This is a genomic window from Flavobacterium frigidum, assembly GCF_048286795.2.
This window is the reverse complement of the sequence record NZ_JBLVPT020000017.1, coordinates 54,679-73,408: the sequence shown is the minus strand read 5'-3', so window position 1 is coordinate 73,408 and position 18,730 is coordinate 54,679. Positions and strand designations below refer to the sequence as shown.

16 protein-coding genes are annotated in these 18,730 nt (G+C 34.2%); 7 read left to right on the top strand and 9 right to left on the bottom strand.

The genetic code is table 11. The features are described 5' to 3' along the window. Positions 1-124: 124 nt before the first annotated feature. Entirely contained in the window at positions 125-511 is a 387-nt protein-coding gene (locus ACNQGB_RS14120) for a DUF1573 domain-containing protein (protein ID WP_417944668.1), read from the bottom strand. Positions 512-672: 161 nt separating this feature from the next. On the opposite strand from ACNQGB_RS14120, the gene ACNQGB_RS14115 reads away from it, so the two are divergent. Together ACNQGB_RS14115 and ACNQGB_RS14110 are read left to right on the top strand one after the other, a co-directional pair. After that, positions 673-3,369, top strand: coding sequence for a valine--tRNA ligase (locus ACNQGB_RS14115; RefSeq protein WP_417944666.1), 2,697 nt, complete (start codon positions 673-675; stop codon positions 3,367-3,369). Positions 3,370-3,738: 369 nt separating this feature from the next. Further along, positions 3,739-4,116, top strand: coding sequence for a hypothetical protein (locus ACNQGB_RS14110; RefSeq protein ID WP_417944664.1), 378 nt, complete (start codon positions 3,739-3,741; stop codon positions 4,114-4,116). A 121-nt stretch (positions 4,117-4,237) separates the two neighbouring features. Here ACNQGB_RS14110 and ACNQGB_RS14105 read toward each other — a convergent pair whose 3' ends face one another. From ACNQGB_RS14105 to ACNQGB_RS14070, 8 genes are all read right to left on the bottom strand, one after another. Then, the gene (locus tag ACNQGB_RS14105) at positions 4,238-4,783 is read right to left on the bottom strand and encodes a PepSY-associated TM helix domain-containing protein (protein WP_417944662.1); all 546 of its coding nucleotides are present in this window, start codon (positions 4,781-4,783) and stop codon (positions 4,238-4,240) included. 59 nt (positions 4,784-4,842) lie between these two features. Beyond that, on the bottom strand, positions 4,843-7,050 hold the full coding sequence (locus tag ACNQGB_RS14100) for a TonB-dependent siderophore receptor (protein ID WP_417944660.1): 2,208 nt from the start codon (positions 7,048-7,050) through the stop codon (positions 4,843-4,845). Positions 7,051-7,246: 196 nt separating this feature from the next. Continuing rightward, positions 7,247-7,720 (bottom strand): DUF6265 family protein, encoded by a 474-nt coding sequence (locus tag ACNQGB_RS14095; protein WP_417944658.1) that lies wholly within the window; start codon positions 7,718-7,720, stop codon positions 7,247-7,249. Positions 7,721-7,926: 206 nt separating this feature from the next. After that, entirely contained in the window at positions 7,927-10,221 is a 2,295-nt protein-coding gene (locus ACNQGB_RS14090; protein ID WP_417944657.1) for a DNA topoisomerase 3, read from the bottom strand. Between the two features lie 182 nt (positions 10,222-10,403). Continuing rightward, on the bottom strand, positions 10,404-10,811 hold the full coding sequence (locus tag ACNQGB_RS14085; protein WP_417944655.1) for a hypothetical protein: 408 nt from the start codon (positions 10,809-10,811) through the stop codon (positions 10,404-10,406). Positions 10,812-11,041: 230 nt separating this feature from the next. Next, positions 11,042-11,662: a hypothetical protein gene (locus tag ACNQGB_RS14080; protein WP_417944654.1), complete on the bottom strand. Its 621-nt coding sequence runs from the start codon at positions 11,660-11,662 to the stop codon at positions 11,042-11,044. 166 nt (positions 11,663-11,828) lie between these two features. Beyond that, the gene (locus ACNQGB_RS14075) at positions 11,829-12,263 is read right to left on the bottom strand and encodes a hypothetical protein (protein WP_417944653.1); all 435 of its coding nucleotides are present in this window, start codon (positions 12,261-12,263) and stop codon (positions 11,829-11,831) included. Between the two features lie 209 nt (positions 12,264-12,472). After that, positions 12,473-13,366 (bottom strand): dienelactone hydrolase family protein, encoded by an 894-nt coding sequence (locus ACNQGB_RS14070; RefSeq protein ID WP_417944652.1) that lies wholly within the window; start codon positions 13,364-13,366, stop codon positions 12,473-12,475. A gap of 493 nt (positions 13,367-13,859) precedes the next feature. Between ACNQGB_RS14070 and ACNQGB_RS14065 the strand changes: the two genes are divergently transcribed. From ACNQGB_RS14065 to ACNQGB_RS14045, 5 genes are all read left to right on the top strand, one after another. Next, positions 13,860-14,804 (top strand): ion channel, encoded by a 945-nt coding sequence (locus ACNQGB_RS14065; RefSeq protein ID WP_417944650.1) that lies wholly within the window; start codon positions 13,860-13,862, stop codon positions 14,802-14,804. Positions 14,805-14,891: 87 nt separating this feature from the next. Then, the gene (locus ACNQGB_RS14060) at positions 14,892-15,788 is read left to right on the top strand and encodes a MerR family transcriptional regulator (protein WP_309760333.1); all 897 of its coding nucleotides are present in this window, start codon (positions 14,892-14,894) and stop codon (positions 15,786-15,788) included. Between the two features lie 36 nt (positions 15,789-15,824). Next, positions 15,825-17,300 (top strand): phytoene desaturase family protein, encoded by a 1,476-nt coding sequence (locus tag ACNQGB_RS14055; protein ID WP_417944649.1) that lies wholly within the window; start codon positions 15,825-15,827, stop codon positions 17,298-17,300. Between the two features lies 1 nt (position 17,301). Further along, positions 17,302-18,141: a phytoene/squalene synthase family protein gene (locus ACNQGB_RS14050; protein ID WP_417944647.1), complete on the top strand. Its 840-nt coding sequence runs from the start codon at positions 17,302-17,304 to the stop codon at positions 18,139-18,141. A 50-nt stretch (positions 18,142-18,191) separates the two neighbouring features. Then, on the top strand, positions 18,192-18,632 hold the full coding sequence (locus tag ACNQGB_RS14045) for a sterol desaturase family protein (RefSeq protein ID WP_309760327.1): 441 nt from the start codon (positions 18,192-18,194) through the stop codon (positions 18,630-18,632). The last annotated feature ends 98 nt before the right edge of the window (positions 18,633-18,730 follow it).

Genomic DNA, 18,730 nt, shown 5'->3' with positions numbered 1-18,730 from the left:
TTTACGAACATAATAATCATTTCAAATCGTCACGCTCAAAAATGACTCTTAAAATACAGATTTACAATAATTTCAAAGAACTTGTTTTATTTTTTAGTGGACACTAGTGATATTTTAATTAGAATTAATCCGAAATAACTTCACCCTTTATTTTAAGAGCAACTCTGCCGCCTTCATAATTTACTGCATTAGACTCTACCGTCAAGGTTTTTCTAATTGGTCCAAGTGCCATATTATACTTTACTGTTATTTTGCCTTTTTTCCCAGGTAGAATTGGCTCTTCTGGTTTAGTAGGAACTGTGCAACCACAAGTAGACAATACATTACTTATTATTAATGGTGCATTACCTGTATTTGTAAAGATAAAATCACGAGAGCCGTTGTCATTCTTATTGACCTTTCCATAATCGATCGTGTTGTCTTTGGCTTCAAATTCAATTTTTGGACCATTTTGAGCAAAACCAATACTGCTAATTAATGCGAATGCGACTAAAGCTATTGTTTTTTTCATTTCCTAAATATTTAAATTCATTAAGTAAATTTACATCCTTTTAATTTACGTACAAATATTTTTTTCGCTTTTTATAGTGTACTTTATTATTTACTTTTGTTCTCAACTTGAATTACAAATATCAGACCAAAGTTTAATTTTGGTTTTAACAGTTGCTTTTTATGACTATTCCTGCACAATTTGACGCTAAAACTATTGAAAATAAGTGGTATGACTACTGGATGAAGAATAATTATTTTCACTCTGAGCCCGACCACAGAACACCTTATACTATTGTAATTCCTCCTCCCAATGTTACTGGAGTTTTGCACATGGGGCACATGTTAAACAATACGATTCAAGATGTATTAATTCGAAGAGCCCGACTAAAAGGTTTTAATGCATGTTGGGTTCCTGGAACGGATCACGCCTCTATAGCCACCGAAGCGAAGGTAGTGGCTAAATTGAAAGCCGAAGGAATCAATAAAAATGATTTAACACGCGAGGAATTTTTATCTCACGCTTGGGAATGGACAGATAAGTACGGTGGTGTAATTCTAGATCAATTAAAAAAACTAGGTGCTTCGTGTGACTGGGAACGAACTAAATTCACAATGGATCCTGATATGTCGGCATCTGTAATTCGTTCTTTTGTCGATCTATATAATAAAGGTTTGATTTATAGGGGGTATCGAATGGTAAATTGGGATCCTGAAGCAAAAACTACTTTGTCTGATGAAGAAGTAATTTATGAAGAACAGCAAGGAAAACTGTATTTTCTGAAATATAAAATAATCCCCTCCCCAGCCCTCCCCAAAGGGGCGGGAGTTGAAGAGCTTGACTCTCCTCCTTTGGAGGGGTTTGAGGAGGAATTTCTTACTATTGCAACAACGCGTCCCGAAACTATTTTTGGCGATACTGCGATTTGTATTAATCCAAATGACGAACGTTTTGCTCATTTGAAAGGCAAAAAAGCGATTGTTCCTATTTGCGGAAGAGTTATTCCAATTATTGAAGATGAATATGTAGATATCGAATTTGGAACTGGTTGTTTAAAAGTGACCCCAGCGCACGATATGAATGACAAAGCATTGGGAGAAAAACACAATTTGGAGATATTTGATATTTTCAACGAAGATGCAACCCTTAACAGTTTTGGATTGCATTTTCAAGGTCAAGATCGTTTTGTGGTTCGTGAAGCAATTGCCAAAGAATTAGAAACCATTGGTGCTTTGGCAAAAACAGAAATACACTTAAATAAAGTTGGAACCTCAGAAAGAACAAAGGCCGTTATCGAACCTCGTTTGTCTGACCAATGGTTCTTGAAAATGGAAGATTTGGTAAAACCAGCAATCCAATCTGTTTTGGTCGATGGCGATATCAAATTACATCCAGCTCGTTTTAATAATACCTATGCACACTGGCTTAACAACATTCGCGATTGGAATATATCCCGTCAACTTTGGTGGGGACAACAAATTCCGGCGTATTTTTATGGTGACGGAAAAGAAGATTTTGTCGTTGCCGAAACAATTGAAGAAGCATTGAAATTAGCACAAGCTAAAACTTCTAACTTCTCACTTCTAACTTCTGACTTACGTCAAGATGTTGATGCTCTTGATACTTGGTTTTCGTCTTGGCTGTGGCCAATGTCTGTTTTTGGAGGGATTATGGATCCAGAAAGCGAAGATTTTAAATACTATTATCCTACGAATGATTTGGTTACGGGTCCAGATATTTTATTTTTCTGGGTGGCCAGAATGATTATTGCAGGTTATGAATACACCGATAAAAAACCGTTTACAAATGTATATTTAACTGGTTTGGTTCGAGATAAGCAACGTCGAAAAATGTCTAAATCACTAGGAAATTCTCCAGATCCTTTAGACTTAATTGAAAAATTTGGTGCCGATGGTGTTCGTGTAGGATTGCTTTTGAGTGCTTCTGCAGGAAACGATATCATGTTTGATGAAGAATTGTGTAACCAAGGTAAAGCGTTTACCAATAAAATTTGGAATGCGTTTAAACTAATCAAAGGATGGGAAGTGTCTGATGCTATTCCTCAGCCAGAATCGTCTAAAGTAGCCATTGAATGGTATGAGGCTAAATTGCAACAAACACTTCTTGAAATTGAAGATAACTTTGAAAAGTATAGAATTTCAGATGCGTTAATGGCAATTTATAAATTAGTTTGGGACGACTTTTGTTCTTGGTTCTTAGAAATGATCAAACCGGCGTACCAACAGCCAATAGACAGCGAAACTTTGGCGAAAGCCATTGAAATGCTCGAAAACAATTTGAAATTATTGCATCCTTTTATGCCGTTTTTGACTGAGGAAATTTGGCAAATTCTTGCAGAAAGAACCACAGCAGAAGCATTAATCGTTTCGACTTGGCCTGAAATGAAACCATTTAATGCCAGTTTAATTGTTGATTTCGAAAATACTATTGAAGTAATTTCCGGAATTAGAACGATTCGTAAAGACAAAAATATTCCATTCAAAGATGTAATAGAGTTGAAAGTTGTTAATAATGATAAAGCTTCTACTTATTTTGATTCGGTTGTAACCAAATTAGGGAATATCACTGCATTAGAATATGTATCGGATAAAGTAGATGGAGCATTGTCTTTCCGTGTAAAATCTAATGAATATTTTATCCCTATCACTGGAAACATAAACGTTGAAGAGGAAATTGCAAAATTAACAGCAGAGTTGGTGTATACGCAAGGTTTCTTGAAATCTGTTCAAAATAAACTATCTAATGAGAAGTTTGTTGCTGGCGCGCCAGAGAAGGTGTTGGCAAACGAAAGACAAAAAGAAGCGGATGCTTTAGCAAAAATTGAAACCATCGAACACAGTTTGGCTGGACTAAAATAGGAACAAAATTAAAACCTTATTATTATCCCATTTGCAACGTTTGCGAATGGGATTTTTTTTTACATGAATAATTTTTTAAGTTGCAATTAAAATTTTAGTCACCTATTAATAGAGTTTAATCTTTTTAAATCACTTTAAAATAGGGCTAATCTATTAGTATTACAATTCAACTTACAATACCTTCATTCTGTTTAACCTAATTCATGTAGGTCCAATCCTTAGTGGTTTAGTTTGAAATACTTTTATCGACAAACGTCAATAGCACTGTGTTTAAAAGAGTATTTTGTCCTTTAATCGATTTTAAATTGCTTCCTGAAATATTGTTAATAATTTTACAATAAGATTTCCAAATACCACAATTAATACAAGATGAAAAAAGCATTTAGTCCTACTTATAGGCAACATTATTTTGAAGGCTATTCTATTGGTTTAAATCCATATTTAGAATTTAGTAGTGCAATGAAAAACGCTGCATTTATAATTGGATTTAATGCTGGGCGATCAGAATATGAACGAATGAATGGCTTAATTTGTAATGGAATTCCGCAGCGAATCGTTACAGATATGATTTTGGAAGATTTTCTTATTGCAGGCTTACTTGGATTGCCTATTGATGATGAAGGATATACAGCACATCAAGTAGCGATGATTGAGGAATGGTATCAAAGTGGTATCGAGAAGTATGAACCCAATCATAGCAATACTCTTTTTGAGCTACTGGAAAAAAGTGGAATTCAAATCAGTTAAGAGCCATTATGATTTCCATATAATCCCCAAAAACCGATTATAATTATATAAAATGCCCCCAAATAATATTTATTTTTTGGAGGCAATCTATTTTTGAAACGAGGATTTTACTATTTATTTTTTAGAATAAAAATAAGAACAGTAATGGAAATACAACTCCAGCAACCGCTAGTTTCCAACCTCTGTTCTTCCAACTGAATTTTCCAGCTTTGATCATCAAAGTTCCAGTCAGGGCGATAATGATTAAACTTATTGCAAAAATATCCGAATAATAAATCCAGAAGTTCGATGTGTTTTTGTGTAATTTCATCGTTTGACTGATGATTGGCGTTTTTACAAATGATACAATTTCCCCTTTTCCTGTTTTCATATCAATTTCGACATCGTGGTTTTCAAAAGAAATTTTAAAAACATCCTTCTTTACATTATGACGTCTGAACTTGTCTTCGATTCCCAATTTTTTTCCAAAATCCTCAGCAAATTTTTCATCAATTTTATTTTCTTCAGGGAGTTTCACTGTGATAGCTTTGGTTTCTGTAGTGTATTTTTCAGGATGCCACATATCTCTGTGATTCATTAATAGTCCAGAGAATGCAAAAGATACAATCAGTCCAATGTAAAAATATCCTAAATCGCGGTGTAGGTTTCTTGCTTTAATTTTTTTCATGGTTTAAAAAATTATAAAATAAATCAGGAGTCAGACTATTTGTTTGGTAAAAGGTTTAATTAAAATTTATATCGTAAACTGGTTAATACTTGTCTCGGTGCAATTGGGTTTACGCTATAGTTTTCGTGCACAGTGTAATTCAACTCATTTGTAACGTTAGAAAGTTTGCACAAGATCGATATTTTTTTCCATTCATAACCAGTGGATACGTCAATTGTGGTATAGCCTTCTAAAGGAATTTCTCTGTCAAATATTCCATTAGGCAATGAAGCATCGACTTGATTGTTCCATCCACCAACTCTTTTTCCGATATAATTTCCTAAAGCTCCCAGCGAAAGTCCTTTAAATGTACCAGATTGCAATGTATAGAAAAAACTTAAATTGGTAGTATTTGCTGGAGTTCTAGCTAATCGATCTCCTTCAATAAAGCTCCCTTTTAAACCAGAAGTTTTGGTAAAGCGCATGTCATTGTAACTGTATCCGGCAATAATGTTTAGTCCCTCAACTGGTTTTGCAACAATATCAAGTTCTACTCCTTTGCTGTTTGTTTCTCCACTTAACACTTTTATTGAACTATCTGTATTAGAGGATCCATCAGCTTTAAATTCAGCTGTTTGTGCTAAATTACTATTTGTAATTTGGTACACAGTAACATTTGTGCTTAATGCTCCTCTCCAAAAATCTTTCTTCACACCAACTTCATATTGGTCAATTATGGAAGGTTCAATTGCTTTTAAGTCTACTGTTGTTCCTGTATTTGGAGTAAAAGAGTTTGCGTAACTAGCAAATACAGACAGATCTTTTGTAGGTTGATAAACCAATCCGAGTTTTGGAGTGAAGGCGAGGTCTTTTCGTTTTTTGTCTTCAATACTTGTTTTTTTAACCATGTCTGTGGTTTCTACTTGTGCCTCTTGCCAAGACCAACGAATTCCTGCGAGAACTTTGAATTTTTCAGTAAGTGAAATCAAATCTTGTGAATAGATACCAAAACGGTTAGTATCTGTTTTTACAATTCGGGTATTTGTGCTATTTGGGATTGCTCCGCCTTGATCAAAATTTTCAAAATCGAATAGGTTTCCACTACCATATGTTGCAGGTGTAAACGTAAAAGTGTATGCTTGTAAAAATGAATTTTCCATATCTACACCCGTAAACAATTGATGTTTAATTTGGCCTGTTTTAAAATTTCCTTGCACACTCAATTGTTCGCCTATAATTTGTTCTAAGTTTTTGTTTTGTCCCAAAGGTCGATTCCAATCACCATTTGCAGCTGGTTGCACTCGTTCTGTGCCCTTAGAAGTTCTTTCATAGTTTTGAAAAGAAGTATTAAAGTTTAATTTCCAATCTTTATTAAAATTATGTGTAACTAAACCAGAAACAGTTGCTTGGTTTGTTTCTCCATTAGACCAAGTTGCGCCTAAATAAAGGTTTCTTGGAAGGTCTAAGATTTTTTTTCCGATGATTCCCGTTCCAAAATCAGGTGTCCAATAGTCTTTTAAATAGTCTCCTTGTAAAATTATTTCAGTTTTATCACTTACTTTAAACAAAAAGGAAGGATTAATGTAATAGCGCTCTTTGGTTACATTATCTCTAAAACTTTCAGAGTTTTCATAAGAACCAGTAAAGCGGTAAGCCATAATGTCATTCAATGGACCATACACGTCAATGGATGGTTTATAAAAGGAGTAGCTCCCCATTTGCATTGAAATTTCGCCACCTTTTTTAAATGACGGAGTTTTAGTAACCATGTTTAAAATTCCCCCTGGCGCCACATTTCCGTAAAGTAGAGCCGCACTTCCTTTTAATACTTCAACTTTTTCTAAGGACGATACTTCAGGAACAGATCCGCTATTAAAACGGAAACCATTTTTAAACATATTATTGGCAGACATGTCATATCCTCTAGAAAAAAACGATTCTTGAGCGCCACCTCTAGCCGAACCTACATACACACCATTGATGTTTTTGATGACTTCACTTAAGCGGATAGCTTGTTGTTGTGTTATTATTTCAGCGTCAATAACTTGAACACTTTGTGGTGTATCCATAGGTTTTAAACCAGATCGCAGTGCCGAAACAGGTTTTTTCTCTTTATTGGCGGTAATAATAACTTCTCTAAGCACACCACCTTTTTTATTTTTGATTGTGTCAAATTCTGATGACATAGTGGTGTCAAAATTTTTATCATCATTTGCATTAGCTGATTCTTGTGCGAAACAGGACAAGCTGAAAAATAGGCTTAATGTTGGTAGTAAAATATATTTCATGATCGTTTATTTGGAATAATTAAAAATAACGATGCAAATATATAACCCACTTTTGGTTTAACAAAACTTATTTAGACTAAATATGAATAGTAAATTAGACATAGTTCACTCGCTATTGAAATTCAGTATTTTAAGAGCATAAAAAAGCTTTACTTTTTAGAGTAAGGTTTAGATTGGTGGGCGATATGTTAAAATTTTATTTGATTTTCTTCATTGTAAATTCTTCAGAGCTAGCTTTTCCTTCTTGTTTTCCAGAAATTTTAACCGTTAAATCAGCCGTAGTTTTATGAGCATACGTGATTTTTTGGGGATAATCGTGTTTAAGATTTTCGAATGTCAGTTGTTGTGGAGTTTCATTCGTTTGTTTGAAAGCAACTGCTTTATCGTTGTTTTGTCCTATTATCGTAGCAGAATAGACAAGAACTTCTCCTTTTTGTTGCAAGGTGATGCTTTCAAAATGGATCGTATCCTTTTCTTTAATAAAATAGGAAGTTGCTTGAAAAGTGCTGTCATTTACTTTTGACCAAGACTCAGTCAGCGTACCTTCATCGGATTTGCTTTCCCAATTACCCAAAAGCCAACTAGCTTCCGTTATTTTATTAACTTTCTCCGATTTTTGGCAAGAAGTAACCATTAGGGTTACAACGATAAAAAGAATTGTATTTTTCATGAGATGCAGAATTTATTCGTGATTACAACTTATCAAAATTAACAAAAAGATTGCAATTAGTGCTATTTCATAGTCAAATTATTGTAATTGATTGCTGTTTATCCTGGCTATTTGTCACGCTGCATGCGTCTCGACAATGGTACTTTACTGCATAAAGAAGCTTCTAGCTTGCCTTTTTCTCTTTACTATTCGTAAGGAATGTAAATTTAAAGTGCGCATCCTTTCAAAATCGTATAAACCAAATCCTTCGTAGGTTTTTGATCTTCTAATTTCTCCCAAACTACATCAAAAGGTACTTTAAAATCGCAACCTGATTTATAATTACTGCAACCATAAGCCGTTTTTCCTTTCAAAATAATTCCTTTTTTACATAAAGGGCAAGTTAATTCGTCCGGAATGGTTTTTACAGCAATCTTTTTCTGTTCTAAAACGAGTTTGAAATTGTCATCTAAACGCAACAATCCTTCAACAATTCCTGAATTGATTTTAAAATCTTTTAAGTTTACTGTCGATCCTTTTTGAAGCAATCGCAAGTACTGGTTTTCGGATATTTTTTTATCGGCAAAAGTGTAAGGTAATAGAAAAATGCATCCTGCTTTATAATCGCTACAGCCATAGGCCGATTTTCCTTTTATAAGTATTCCCTTTTTGCATTTAGGGCATGCTTCTGCCAAAATTCCAGCGGCTTTCTTTTTTTCAACTTTTTCAACTTCTTTTTGGATTGTTCCTGCTTGAGAAATAGTAGCTTGTCTGCTTTCGCTACGAACTTCATCAACCAAAGTGGCTACCATTCGCTTCATATTGTTGATAAAAGAACTAGCATTATAGGTTCCTTTTTCAATATCCCTCAGCTGCTTTTCCCAAGATCCTGTCAATTCTGCAGACTTTACCAAATCATTTTGGATTGTATTAATAAGCTGAATACCCGTTGGTGTAGGCAAAACTTGTTTTTTATTTCGAACAATATAGTTTCTCCTAAAAAGCGTTTCAATAATATTGGCTCGCGTCGAAGGTCGCCCAATGCCGTTTTCTTTCATCAATTCGCGTAAATCTTCATCGTCAATTTGCTTACCGGCCGTTTCCATAGCGCGCAATAAAGTCGCTTCGGTAAATTGATTCGGTGGTTTGGTTTCCTTTTCTAAAAACGAGGGTTCGTGTGGCCCTTTTTCACCTACAACAAAACTTGGCAAAATATCGGCTTCTTTTTCATTAGCGTTTGGATTTTCGAAGACTATTCGGAACCCTTTTTTTAAGATTTCTTTTCCTGTGGTTTTCAAAGATACGTCTGCTGCTTTACCAACTACTGTGGTATTGGCAACCAAACAATCATCATAAAATACTGCAATAAATCGCTTTGTAATACTATCATACACTTGTTGCTGATTGTATTGCAAATTACTTTGAATCCCAGTTGGAATAATGGCGTGGTGATCTGTTACTTTTTTATCATTGAAAACCTTAGGTGATTTTTTTATTTTTTTTTCCAAAAGTGGTTGCGTCAATGCGGCATAATTCGTCAAGTTTTTAAGAATTCCCGGCACTTTTGGATAAACATCATTGGGTAAAAATGTGGTGTCTACTCTGGGATATGTGACTACTTTTTGTTCGTACAAAGTCTGTACAATTTTAAGGGTTTCCTCTGCCGTAAAACCAAATTTTGTATTGCAATAGACTTGAAGGCCTGTTAAATCAAAGAGTTTTGGAGCATACTCATTGCCGTTCTTTTTTTCGACAGAAACAATTTCGAACTCACTTTCTTTGACTTTATTAGCGAGAATTTCGCCATCTTCTTTTTTCAAAAAGCGCCCTTCCTCATAACTGAAAACCGTGTCTCGATACACCGTTTGTAATTCCCAATATGGCTGCGGTTTAAAATTCTCAATTGCTGTAAAGCGATCCACAACCATTGCTAATGTTGGCGTTTGTACCCTACCTATAGATAATACTTGTTTGTATCCGCCATGTTTTACGGTGTACAATCGGGTAGCATTCATACCCAGTAACCAGTCGCCAATAGCTCTGGAAAATCCGGCGTAGTATAAATTATCGTAGTTTGCGGATGGTTTCAGATTTTGAAAACCTTCTTTGATAGCTTCGGTGGTTAGTGATGAAATCCACAGGCGTTTTACCTCGCCTTTGTATTGTGCTTCGTTCATAACCCAGCGCTGAATCAGTTCCCCTTCTTGTCCCGCATCCCCGCAGTTAATGACCAACTCGGCTTTGTCGAACAAACTTTTTATGATTCTGAACTGCTTTTGGATCCCTGAATTCTCCACCACTTTGGTTTCAAATTTCTCGGGAAGCATGGGCAGGTTATTCAAATCCCAACTTTTCCAGTGCGGTTTGTAATCGTTCGGTTCTTTCAAAGTGCATAAATGACCAAAAGTATACGTTACCTGATACCCATTGCCTTCAAAATACCCATCGTGTTTGGTATTGGCTCCCAAAACGGATGCGATTTCTCGTGCTACACTTGGTTTTTCGGCAATACAGACCTTCATTTTTTGCGATTGATTTTGAAGTCGCAAATTAGGAATTTAGAAATTGGTATGAAAAGGAAATCTAAGGGAGTTATGATTAGGATGTTCGTCCTGTTTTTTTAGAAGTAATAAAATTTATGGATTTCCATTACTTGATACTTTAGTTTGGAGTATCAGAAATTTGGATATCGTTTTTTAAGATTTTATATCTTTTTACGAGCTACGCTTATAAAAACAAAAAAGAAAAATAAAAAGAACATCCAGTCATTGATGCCATAAATCACATAAAATATACCAGCCATTTTATCTTTTTCTAGCACATCTGTTATTTTGTTATCGAGTATCCATTTTGTCCAGTGGGTAGCATAAATTAATTTTTCAATCATAAATACGGCAATTAACCATTTTACTTGATCAAAATTTTGGGATACAGCAATATAAGCAAACCCCCAAACTACAATCATCATCAATCCAAAATTGGACATGGCTTGAGGATCAAATTCTGGAATGACCGCATTACTAAAAAATCTGGAGAATAATAATACGCCTGATATGTTCATCAATCCAGCAAGAATAAATCCTTTTGTTAGGTGTTCTTTTTTAATATTCATTTTTTGTCGAATTAGATGTGATTTTGTAAATTTTGACTTTGAACTTTTTGCTCTTTAATTTTAAAGTACTAAAAATAAGCGATCTATTTTGTAAATGTACTTGATTTGCTGTTAAGTAAAAAGGTTTTTAAAATGCTTGGCCGAGTGATAGCAAACAGGCGAAGCCAATCACTCCAAATAAAATACTAACTTTTCAGTGAGTCTAGTACCCAAATTCGTTTTAATGGCTGTTATAAGTTTGGTTTTTTTATTATTATGTTTTGCGGAACTCTACTTTTTTTAATAAATCCCCAAATTTTTCCGTCTGGAGTCAAATCATTATAATTTTTTTTAATGTAAGGTCTTCCTCCGTCATTTGGATAAAATGACTCGCTCAAATATTCAATTTCTTCTTTGTCTAATTCTCTAACTGCACCATTTTCCTCAACATAAACAAACTCAAATCGATTTTGTACTTTATGATCAACCATATCTTTTTTAGTTTGATTCAGATTTTGCCAATTAAATTCAAACTCTTTTTTTTCGATTTCAGTCGCTTTGAATTTCTCAATAAAATCATTTAATTTCAAATTATTATCAGTCCAATATCCATAATTATCTTTAAATGGCATTTTCACAATTGCAATTCCATTTTTTTTAATTCCTATCTCTCTTTCAGGAATTCCATTTTCTTTTCCACATTCCAAAAGCCAATATTCAACATTATCTATTTGATTTTCGAAATCTGGATTTGCTTTTGGAGTTATTTTTCTAAAAATATATGAAACTATATTAAAAAAATATTTTTCAAAAACTCCTTCTTTTTTATTTTCTGAAATGGTTTTTGGAATTTGGAATTTAATATATTTCATTTTCGCTTTCTATTTTGTTAAGTGACTCCTAAGGTCTTGCTAATATGGCCTTTTGGGACTAAATTAAGCCGTATTTCAGGATTTGCTAAATCTTTGAAGAACTAGCCAAGCTTACAATTTAGCTAATTGCTCAAATCCGTTGTAGCTTTTGGTGTTTTTTTAGCTATTATAAACTTTTCAGTGCTATTTCAGATAACTTATTTGATATTTGAACTGCGAGAATTAAAAACATATTTTTCATTTTTTCTTCCAAGTTATTACCTTTTTCGCTCTCATTTAAAAGTTTCTTTAGTCTATTGTAATTTGTAGTCAACGAAAAACATTTTTCAAATGTGTCAACGTCACTTATATGCGCAAACTTGTTTCGAATCTCCATAAATATTTGAAATTTTTCTATTTCAATTTTATCAAGATATTTTAAATCTAATAATAAATTTGCCTTTGCATTAAAACTTAAAGCTTGGCTACTTGTCCCAAAGGATTTAGAACCCTCTGGAGTTATTCCAAGTAATTTTGCAAGAATAAGATTTACAAATCCTTCATGGCTAACAGAAATCTCAATTACTAAACTTCTTGGTGTCTGATTATTTTTTTCTTTCATAAAATTACTGCTAACTCGTCTATACGTATTATAAAATCAGACCTATCGCCTAAATTTAAAGAGATACTTCTCACTGTTGTCATTTTTAATTTGTTTCAAATATAATTCAAATTCTGTATTGCATTTAATTTTTGAAGTATTTTATTTACATTAATCCATAAAAAAAGTGGAGACCCAATAGTTCCACTTTTATAGCAAGCATTAAAAATTTACTTCTTCTTCAGTTCCTTTTTAAAAAAATCTATTGTTCTTGTCCATGATAAAGTTGCTGCTTTTTCATCGTAGCGCGGTGTAGTATTGTTGTGAAAACCATGGTTCACTCCTTCATAAAAATAAGCGACATGCGCTACTTTGTTCTTCTTCAGTATGGTTTCATAAGCGGGCCAGCCATCATTTACACGAGTGTCTAAGCTGGCATATTGCGCTAGGATAGGAGTTTTTATGAGTTCGGCTTCGGCTGCTGTGGGTTGGCCACCATAATACGGAACCGCAGCACCCAAGGTTGGGATTTTTACCGCCATCATGTTGGCAATCCATCCGCCAAAACAAAAACCAACTACACCAATATGTCCGTTGCAATCTTTGTGTGCTTTTAGGTAATTGTAGGCTGCAATGAAGTCTTCGAGCATTTCCTCTCGGGTTCGTTTTTTTTGTAATTCTCGACCCGCATCATCATTTCCAGGATAACCGCCTAGTGGTGACAAAGCATCAGGTGCCAAGGTGATAAAACCATCTACGGCTGCTCTGCGTCCTACATCTTCAATATACGGATTCAATCCGCGATTTTCATGCACCACAATAATTCCGGGTACTTTCTTTTTGCTTGCTGTGGGTTGAGACAAAAGTCCTTTAATTGTACCGCCACCTTTGGGAGAATCATAAGTTATAAATCCTGATTTTATTCTGGGATCTTCGGGTTTTATTAAAATAGCATCCGCATAATTGGGCGTCATAAAACTCAGTAGAGAAGGCAGTGTAAGCGTTCCCACAGCAAATAATGATAATTTTTCTACAAAACTTCGACGGTCAATTTTGTTGTGTGCGTAGTCATCGTACAAGTCAAATACTTCTTGGCTGATGTCTTCTTTAGTTATTTGTTTCATCGCTTTTTTTTTAGTTGGTACTAATATAATAAAAAGTTTTGAGAGCATTTTATAGTCGAAATTATAAAATACTTTATTTAGTAGGCTCTAACTTTTTCATTTTGAGGAACGAAGAAGTCCCGTGTCTTGACCAATTTTTGAGGATACCTCCTTCGATTAAAAGAATAATAAGGGTTCTAAGTAGCAAGAAAAATAAATTGTAGCAAGTATTAAAAATTGTTTTTGCTACAGATTTGAGGGTTAAAAATATTTTTAAAATTACACAACAAATTAATCTGTGCTAATCTGTGAAATCTGTGGCAGAGAAATTTAGTGCTTAATTAGAATACGACATTACATTTTAGCCATTACTTAGTTTTGAATTTGATATAAAAATAACTGTCAATAATAAAATATATATGATGTTTTGCATTTTAGTTCTATTTTTGAATTTCCAATCACAATGGCAACCAAGCATAAGAGGTTAATTCAGCCCTATTTTAGGTAAAACACAATGAAAACAACAAGAGCATCACAGCAAAATACTGGTTTTGGAACCAATGCCAATAATTATGGTGGGCGTTTTATCAATAAGGATGGAACCGCTAATGTAGAAAAGCGCGGATTGTTTTTCTTACATCGCATCAGTTGGTACCACACTATGATCGATATGCCACGATGGCGTTTCATGTCTATCCTGTTGTTGTTTTACGTTGGAATGAATTTCATTTTTGCACTTTTGTATTATGCAATAGGTATTGAACATCTAAACGGGATCGATGCTACTGGCTCTGATTTAGGTAAATTTGGTCAAGCCTACTTTTTTAGTGCGCAAACCTTTACTACTGTTGGCTACGGTCATATTAGTCCAGTAGGTTTCTTAACGAGTTTGCTTTCTGCTGCCGAGGCATTAATAGGATTATTGAGTTTTGCAATTGCTACGGGTTTGTTTTTTGGTCGATTTAGCAAACCAACCGCTTTTTTAAAATTTTCACACAATGCAATCGTTGCTCCTTATGGCGAAGGAACTGGATTAATGATTCGGGTAGCACCTTTTAAAAACACCAATCTTACTGATGCTTTGGCAAAAGTTACGCTGGGAATAAGCATCAAAGAAAATGGACTAATGACCAATAAATTTTTTGCATTGGACCTAGAATTGGATAAAATAAATTTGTTAACTCTAAGCTGGACACTCGTGCATCCCATAACCGAGGATAGTCCGCTTTATAAGTATACTCAAGAGGATTTTGAGGCTATTCATGGTGAAATAATAGTCATGATCACCGCTTTTGACGATATGTTTAGCAACACAGTAGCCATAAGAACATCCTATACTTTTAATGAGTTGGTTTATGGAGCTAAATTTGAACCCATGTTCACTAGGAATACCGATAATTCTAAAACAATCCTAAATTTAGATCTGTTGAACGTTTACAAAAGGGTTTCTTTACCATAAATTGCTCTTTTTTTAGGAGTTTTGGAATTTTAAAAGCTGTTTTTAATTAAATTTATTTTACATTTGTTCAATAAATTTGAATAAACGATGAACAATGTAAAAAATGTGTTTAGTATTAAGGACCTTGAGAACCTTTCGGGCATCAAGGCGCACACGATACGTATTTGGGAAAAACGCTACGATATTTTGCAGCCCATGCGCACAGATACTAACATTCGTTTGTATGATTTGGCGAGCTTACAAAAATTATTAAACATCACGTTGTTACACGATTACGGCTATAAAATTTCAAAAATAGCTACGTATCCACAGGAAAAAATACCTTCTTTAGTACGTGAAATAATTTCGAGCAAAACAGCAAAAAGTCATGCCATAAGTGAGTTTAAAATGGCTATGATGAACTTTGATCAGGAGCTTTTTTTTAATACCTACAATTGGTTAATTGCAGAAAAGTCGTTCAAAGAAATTTTTCATCAGGTTTTTATTCCGTTGATGAATGAATTGGGATTGTTGTGGCAATCCGATACTATAACTCCAGCTCATGAGCATTTTATTAGTTATTTGATTAAACAAAAATTATCAGTCAATACAGAGAAGCTTCAAGTGTTGAAGCAAACTAAATTGGATCGTATTTTTGTGTTATCACTTCCTATGAACGAAATTCATGAATTAGGATTGATGTATTTAAACTATGAAATTTTATTGCATGGCTACAAAACCATTTACTTAGGGGAGAGTATGCCAATTGAGAACTTGAAAGATTTGAAAAAACATTTTAGTTCTATCGTTTATGTATCGTACATGACAGTGCAACCCGAAAGAGATGTTGTGGATAGTTATGTTCAAAAAATGTCAGAAGAATTACTAGATGATACTACTGAATTATGGTATATTGGGCGCATGGTTGAGTTTGTAAAAAAAGAAAAATTATCTCAAGGAATAACAATTTTTAATTCCATCAACGAATTAGTCGATTGGATTTAATTATTTGTTTAAACTATTTGTATATTTGCTAAACAAATGAAGAATATTAAAAAGATTACAATCATAGGTTCTGGTTTCTCTGCTTTGGCTGCTTCGGCGTACCTAGCGCAAAGCGGATATGATGTTACAGTATTCGAAAAAAATGATGCTATTGGAGGTCGTGCTAGACAATTAAAAAAAGATGGGTTTACCTTTGATATGGGACCAAGTTGGTACTGGATGCCAGACGTTTTTGAGCGTTTCTTTGCTGATTTTGGAAAAAAAACTACCGATTATTATGAGCTTATAAAATTGTCTCCAGCCTACCGCGTGTATTATGGAATTGATGACTTTATAACCATTGCCGACAATTTAACTGAAATTATAGCTGCTTTTGAAGCTATCGAAAAAGGAAGCGGTGCTTTACTGCAGGATTTTATGGCTCGAGCCAAAAGTAATTATGATATTGCCATTAAAGATTTAGTGTATCGTCCGGGCGTTTCGCCATTGGAATTAATTACTCCAAAAACCGCTATGAAAGTAGGTGAATTTTTTAGCAACATCAGTAGAGATGTTCGCAAGAAATTCAAAAACAAAAAGTTGATTCAAATTCTAGAATTTCCGGTTTTGTTTTTAGGTGCAAAACCCTCAGATACACCATCATTTTATAGTTTTATGAATTATGCCGACTTTGGATTGGGAACTTGGCACCCAAAAACAGGAATGTTTGATGTAGTTCGTGCCATGGAAAGTTTGGCTAAAGAGTTGGGAGTGAAATTTCAAACGAATGCGAACATTGATAAAATTATTATCGAAAATAAAACAGCTGTAGCCATTCAAGTAAATGGTGAACGTATTGATTCTGATTTGGTTTTGAGCGGTGCTGATTACCACCACACCGAAACTTTATTGGAGCAGGAGCACAGAGCGTATACAGAGAAATACTGGGATAGTAGGGTTTTTGCACCTTCGTCTTTATTATTTTATGTGGGTTTCAATAAAAAAATCGATAACATTTCGCATCACGCTTTGTTTTTCGATGTAGATTTTTATCAACACGCTAAAGACATTTATGATGAACCACAATGGCCTAAAGAACCTTTGTTTTATGCTAACTTCCCTTCGCTAACAGACAAAACTGCTGCTCCTGAAGGAATGGAATCGGGCTTTTTTCTAATACCTTTAGCACCAGGAATCAATGATACTGAGGCGTTGAGAGAGGAATATTTTGATAAAATAATTGATCGTTTTGAAACTTTAACAGGTCAAAGTATCAAAAACAATATTATATTTAAGCAATCTTTTTGTAAAAATGATTTCGTGTCAGAATACAACTCATACAAAGGAAATGCCTATGGAATGGCAAACACTTTGCTACAAACCGCATTTTTGAGACCAAAGTTAAAGAGCAAAAAGGTTAAAAATTTATATTTTACAGGTCAGTTGACCGTGCCGGGACCAGGAGTTCCACCTGCATTAATTTCTGGAAAATTGGTGTCGGAATTAATTAATAAGCAATTTTCAGAACAATAGTATGAAGCAATTATTTGATGATGTATCTTTTAAATGTAGCAAGTTAGTTACTAAGAATTATAGTACTTCTTTTTCACTGGCGGTGTATATGTTATCACCTGTTATTAGAGATGCTATTTATAGCATCTATGGTTTTGTTCGCTTCGCGGATGAAATTGTCGATTCTTTTCATGGATACGATAAGGAAAGTTTAATTACAGAGTTTGAGGATGAGTATTACAAGGCCAAAGACCGTGGCATCAGCTTAAACCCTATCTTGAATTCGTTCCAGCAAACGGTAAAGCAATACAATATTACAGATGATCTAGTTCAAGCTTTCTTGAAAAGTATGAAATTAGATCTTATTAAATCAGATTACAACAGCAAGGAAGAGTATGATGATTACATCTATGGGTCAGCTGATGTAGTGGGATTGATGTGTCTGAAGGTATTTGTAGCAGGAGATGACAAGCGATATGCGCAGCTCAAAGACGAAGCGATGCGATTGGGATCAGCGTTCCAAAAAGTAAATTTTTTACGCGACTTGAAAGATGATAACTTGGTTTTGAATCGGAATTATTTCCCTGGAGTCGATCTAAATTCATTCGACGAAAATGCTAAAAAAGCAATTATCAATGAAATTGAAGAAGATTTTAGAGTAGCCTACGAAGGAATTGTTAAATTACCAATTGAGGCTAAGTTTGGTGTTTATACCGCTTTTGTATATTATAAAAAATTGCTTAAAAAGCTAGAAAATACACCTTGCGAGGAAATAGGGAGCGCTAGAATTCGAGTTTCAAACTATACTAAAGCCGGATTATTAGCCAAATCTTTTGTTTCCTATAAATTGAAGTTAGTTTAGATTACCCTTACTTTTTTTAAAAAAATTGTTTGACTTTAATACAGAATAAAATGATATTTTTTTTGATTTTTCTAAGTACTTTTCTAATAATGGAATGTATTACGTGGTGCACCCATAAATATGTAATGCACGGTTCTATGTGGTATTTCCATGCCGATCACCACCAACCAAAATATGCTAATATTTTTGAACGAAACGATATCTTTTTTGTAATTTTTGCCGCCCCAAGTATAGCACTTTTTTACTACGGAGTAGAGGGAGGTTTGAATTACAAATTCTTCATAGGTTTGGGAATTATGTTCTATGGTTTGTGTTATTTTATGATTCACGATGTGTTGATTCACCAACGTTTCAAATGGTTCAAACACACTAATAACAAGTATTTAATTGGTTTGCGAAAAGCACACAAAGTACACCACAAACACTTGGGTAAAGAACACGGCGAGTGTTTCGGAATGTTATTCGTACCGTTCAAATATTATAAAATATAAGTTTAATTAGGGCGTCTCCCCACTTTCACTAGCGTTACAGCGGGGTCGGGCAATCCGTTCCCGCTTTTTTTATCCTGCTTAAAAAAGCAGCACAAAAA

Excerpts from the sequence above, each read along its gene's own strand:
- ACNQGB_RS14120 (WP_417944668.1), bottom strand. The coding sequence starts at position 511 with ATGAAAAAAACAATAGCTTTAGTCGCATTCGCATTAATTAGCAGTATT.
- ACNQGB_RS14115 (WP_417944666.1), top strand. The coding sequence starts at position 673 with ATGACTATTCCTGCACAATTTGACGCTAAAACTATTGAAAATAAGTGG.
- ACNQGB_RS14110 (WP_417944664.1), top strand. The coding sequence starts at position 3,739 with ATGAAAAAAGCATTTAGTCCTACTTATAGGCAACATTATTTTGAAGGC.
- ACNQGB_RS14105 (WP_417944662.1), bottom strand. The coding sequence starts at position 4,783 with ATGAAAAAAATTAAAGCAAGAAACCTACACCGCGATTTAGGATATTTT.
- ACNQGB_RS14100 (WP_417944660.1), bottom strand. The coding sequence starts at position 7,050 with ATGAAATATATTTTACTACCAACATTAAGCCTATTTTTCAGCTTGTCC.
- ACNQGB_RS14095 (WP_417944658.1), bottom strand. The coding sequence starts at position 7,720 with ATGAAAAATACAATTCTTTTTATCGTTGTAACCCTAATGGTTACTTCT.
- ACNQGB_RS14090 (WP_417944657.1), bottom strand. The coding sequence starts at position 10,221 with ATGAAGGTCTGTATTGCCGAAAAACCAAGTGTAGCACGAGAAATCGCA.
- ACNQGB_RS14085 (WP_417944655.1), bottom strand. The coding sequence starts at position 10,811 with ATGAATATTAAAAAAGAACACCTAACAAAAGGATTTATTCTTGCTGGA.
- ACNQGB_RS14080 (WP_417944654.1), bottom strand. The coding sequence starts at position 11,662 with ATGAAATATATTAAATTCCAAATTCCAAAAACCATTTCAGAAAATAAA.
- ACNQGB_RS14075 (WP_417944653.1), bottom strand. The coding sequence starts at position 12,263 with ATGAAAGAAAAAAATAATCAGACACCAAGAAGTTTAGTAATTGAGATT.
- ACNQGB_RS14070 (WP_417944652.1), bottom strand. The coding sequence starts at position 13,366 with ATGAAACAAATAACTAAAGAAGACATCAGCCAAGAAGTATTTGACTTG.
- ACNQGB_RS14065 (WP_417944650.1), top strand. The coding sequence starts at position 13,860 with ATGAAAACAACAAGAGCATCACAGCAAAATACTGGTTTTGGAACCAAT.
- ACNQGB_RS14060 (WP_309760333.1), top strand. The coding sequence starts at position 14,892 with ATGAACAATGTAAAAAATGTGTTTAGTATTAAGGACCTTGAGAACCTT.
- ACNQGB_RS14055 (WP_417944649.1), top strand. The coding sequence starts at position 15,825 with ATGAAGAATATTAAAAAGATTACAATCATAGGTTCTGGTTTCTCTGCT.
- ACNQGB_RS14050 (WP_417944647.1), top strand. The coding sequence starts at position 17,302 with ATGAAGCAATTATTTGATGATGTATCTTTTAAATGTAGCAAGTTAGTT.
- ACNQGB_RS14045 (WP_309760327.1), top strand. The coding sequence starts at position 18,192 with ATGATATTTTTTTTGATTTTTCTAAGTACTTTTCTAATAATGGAATGT.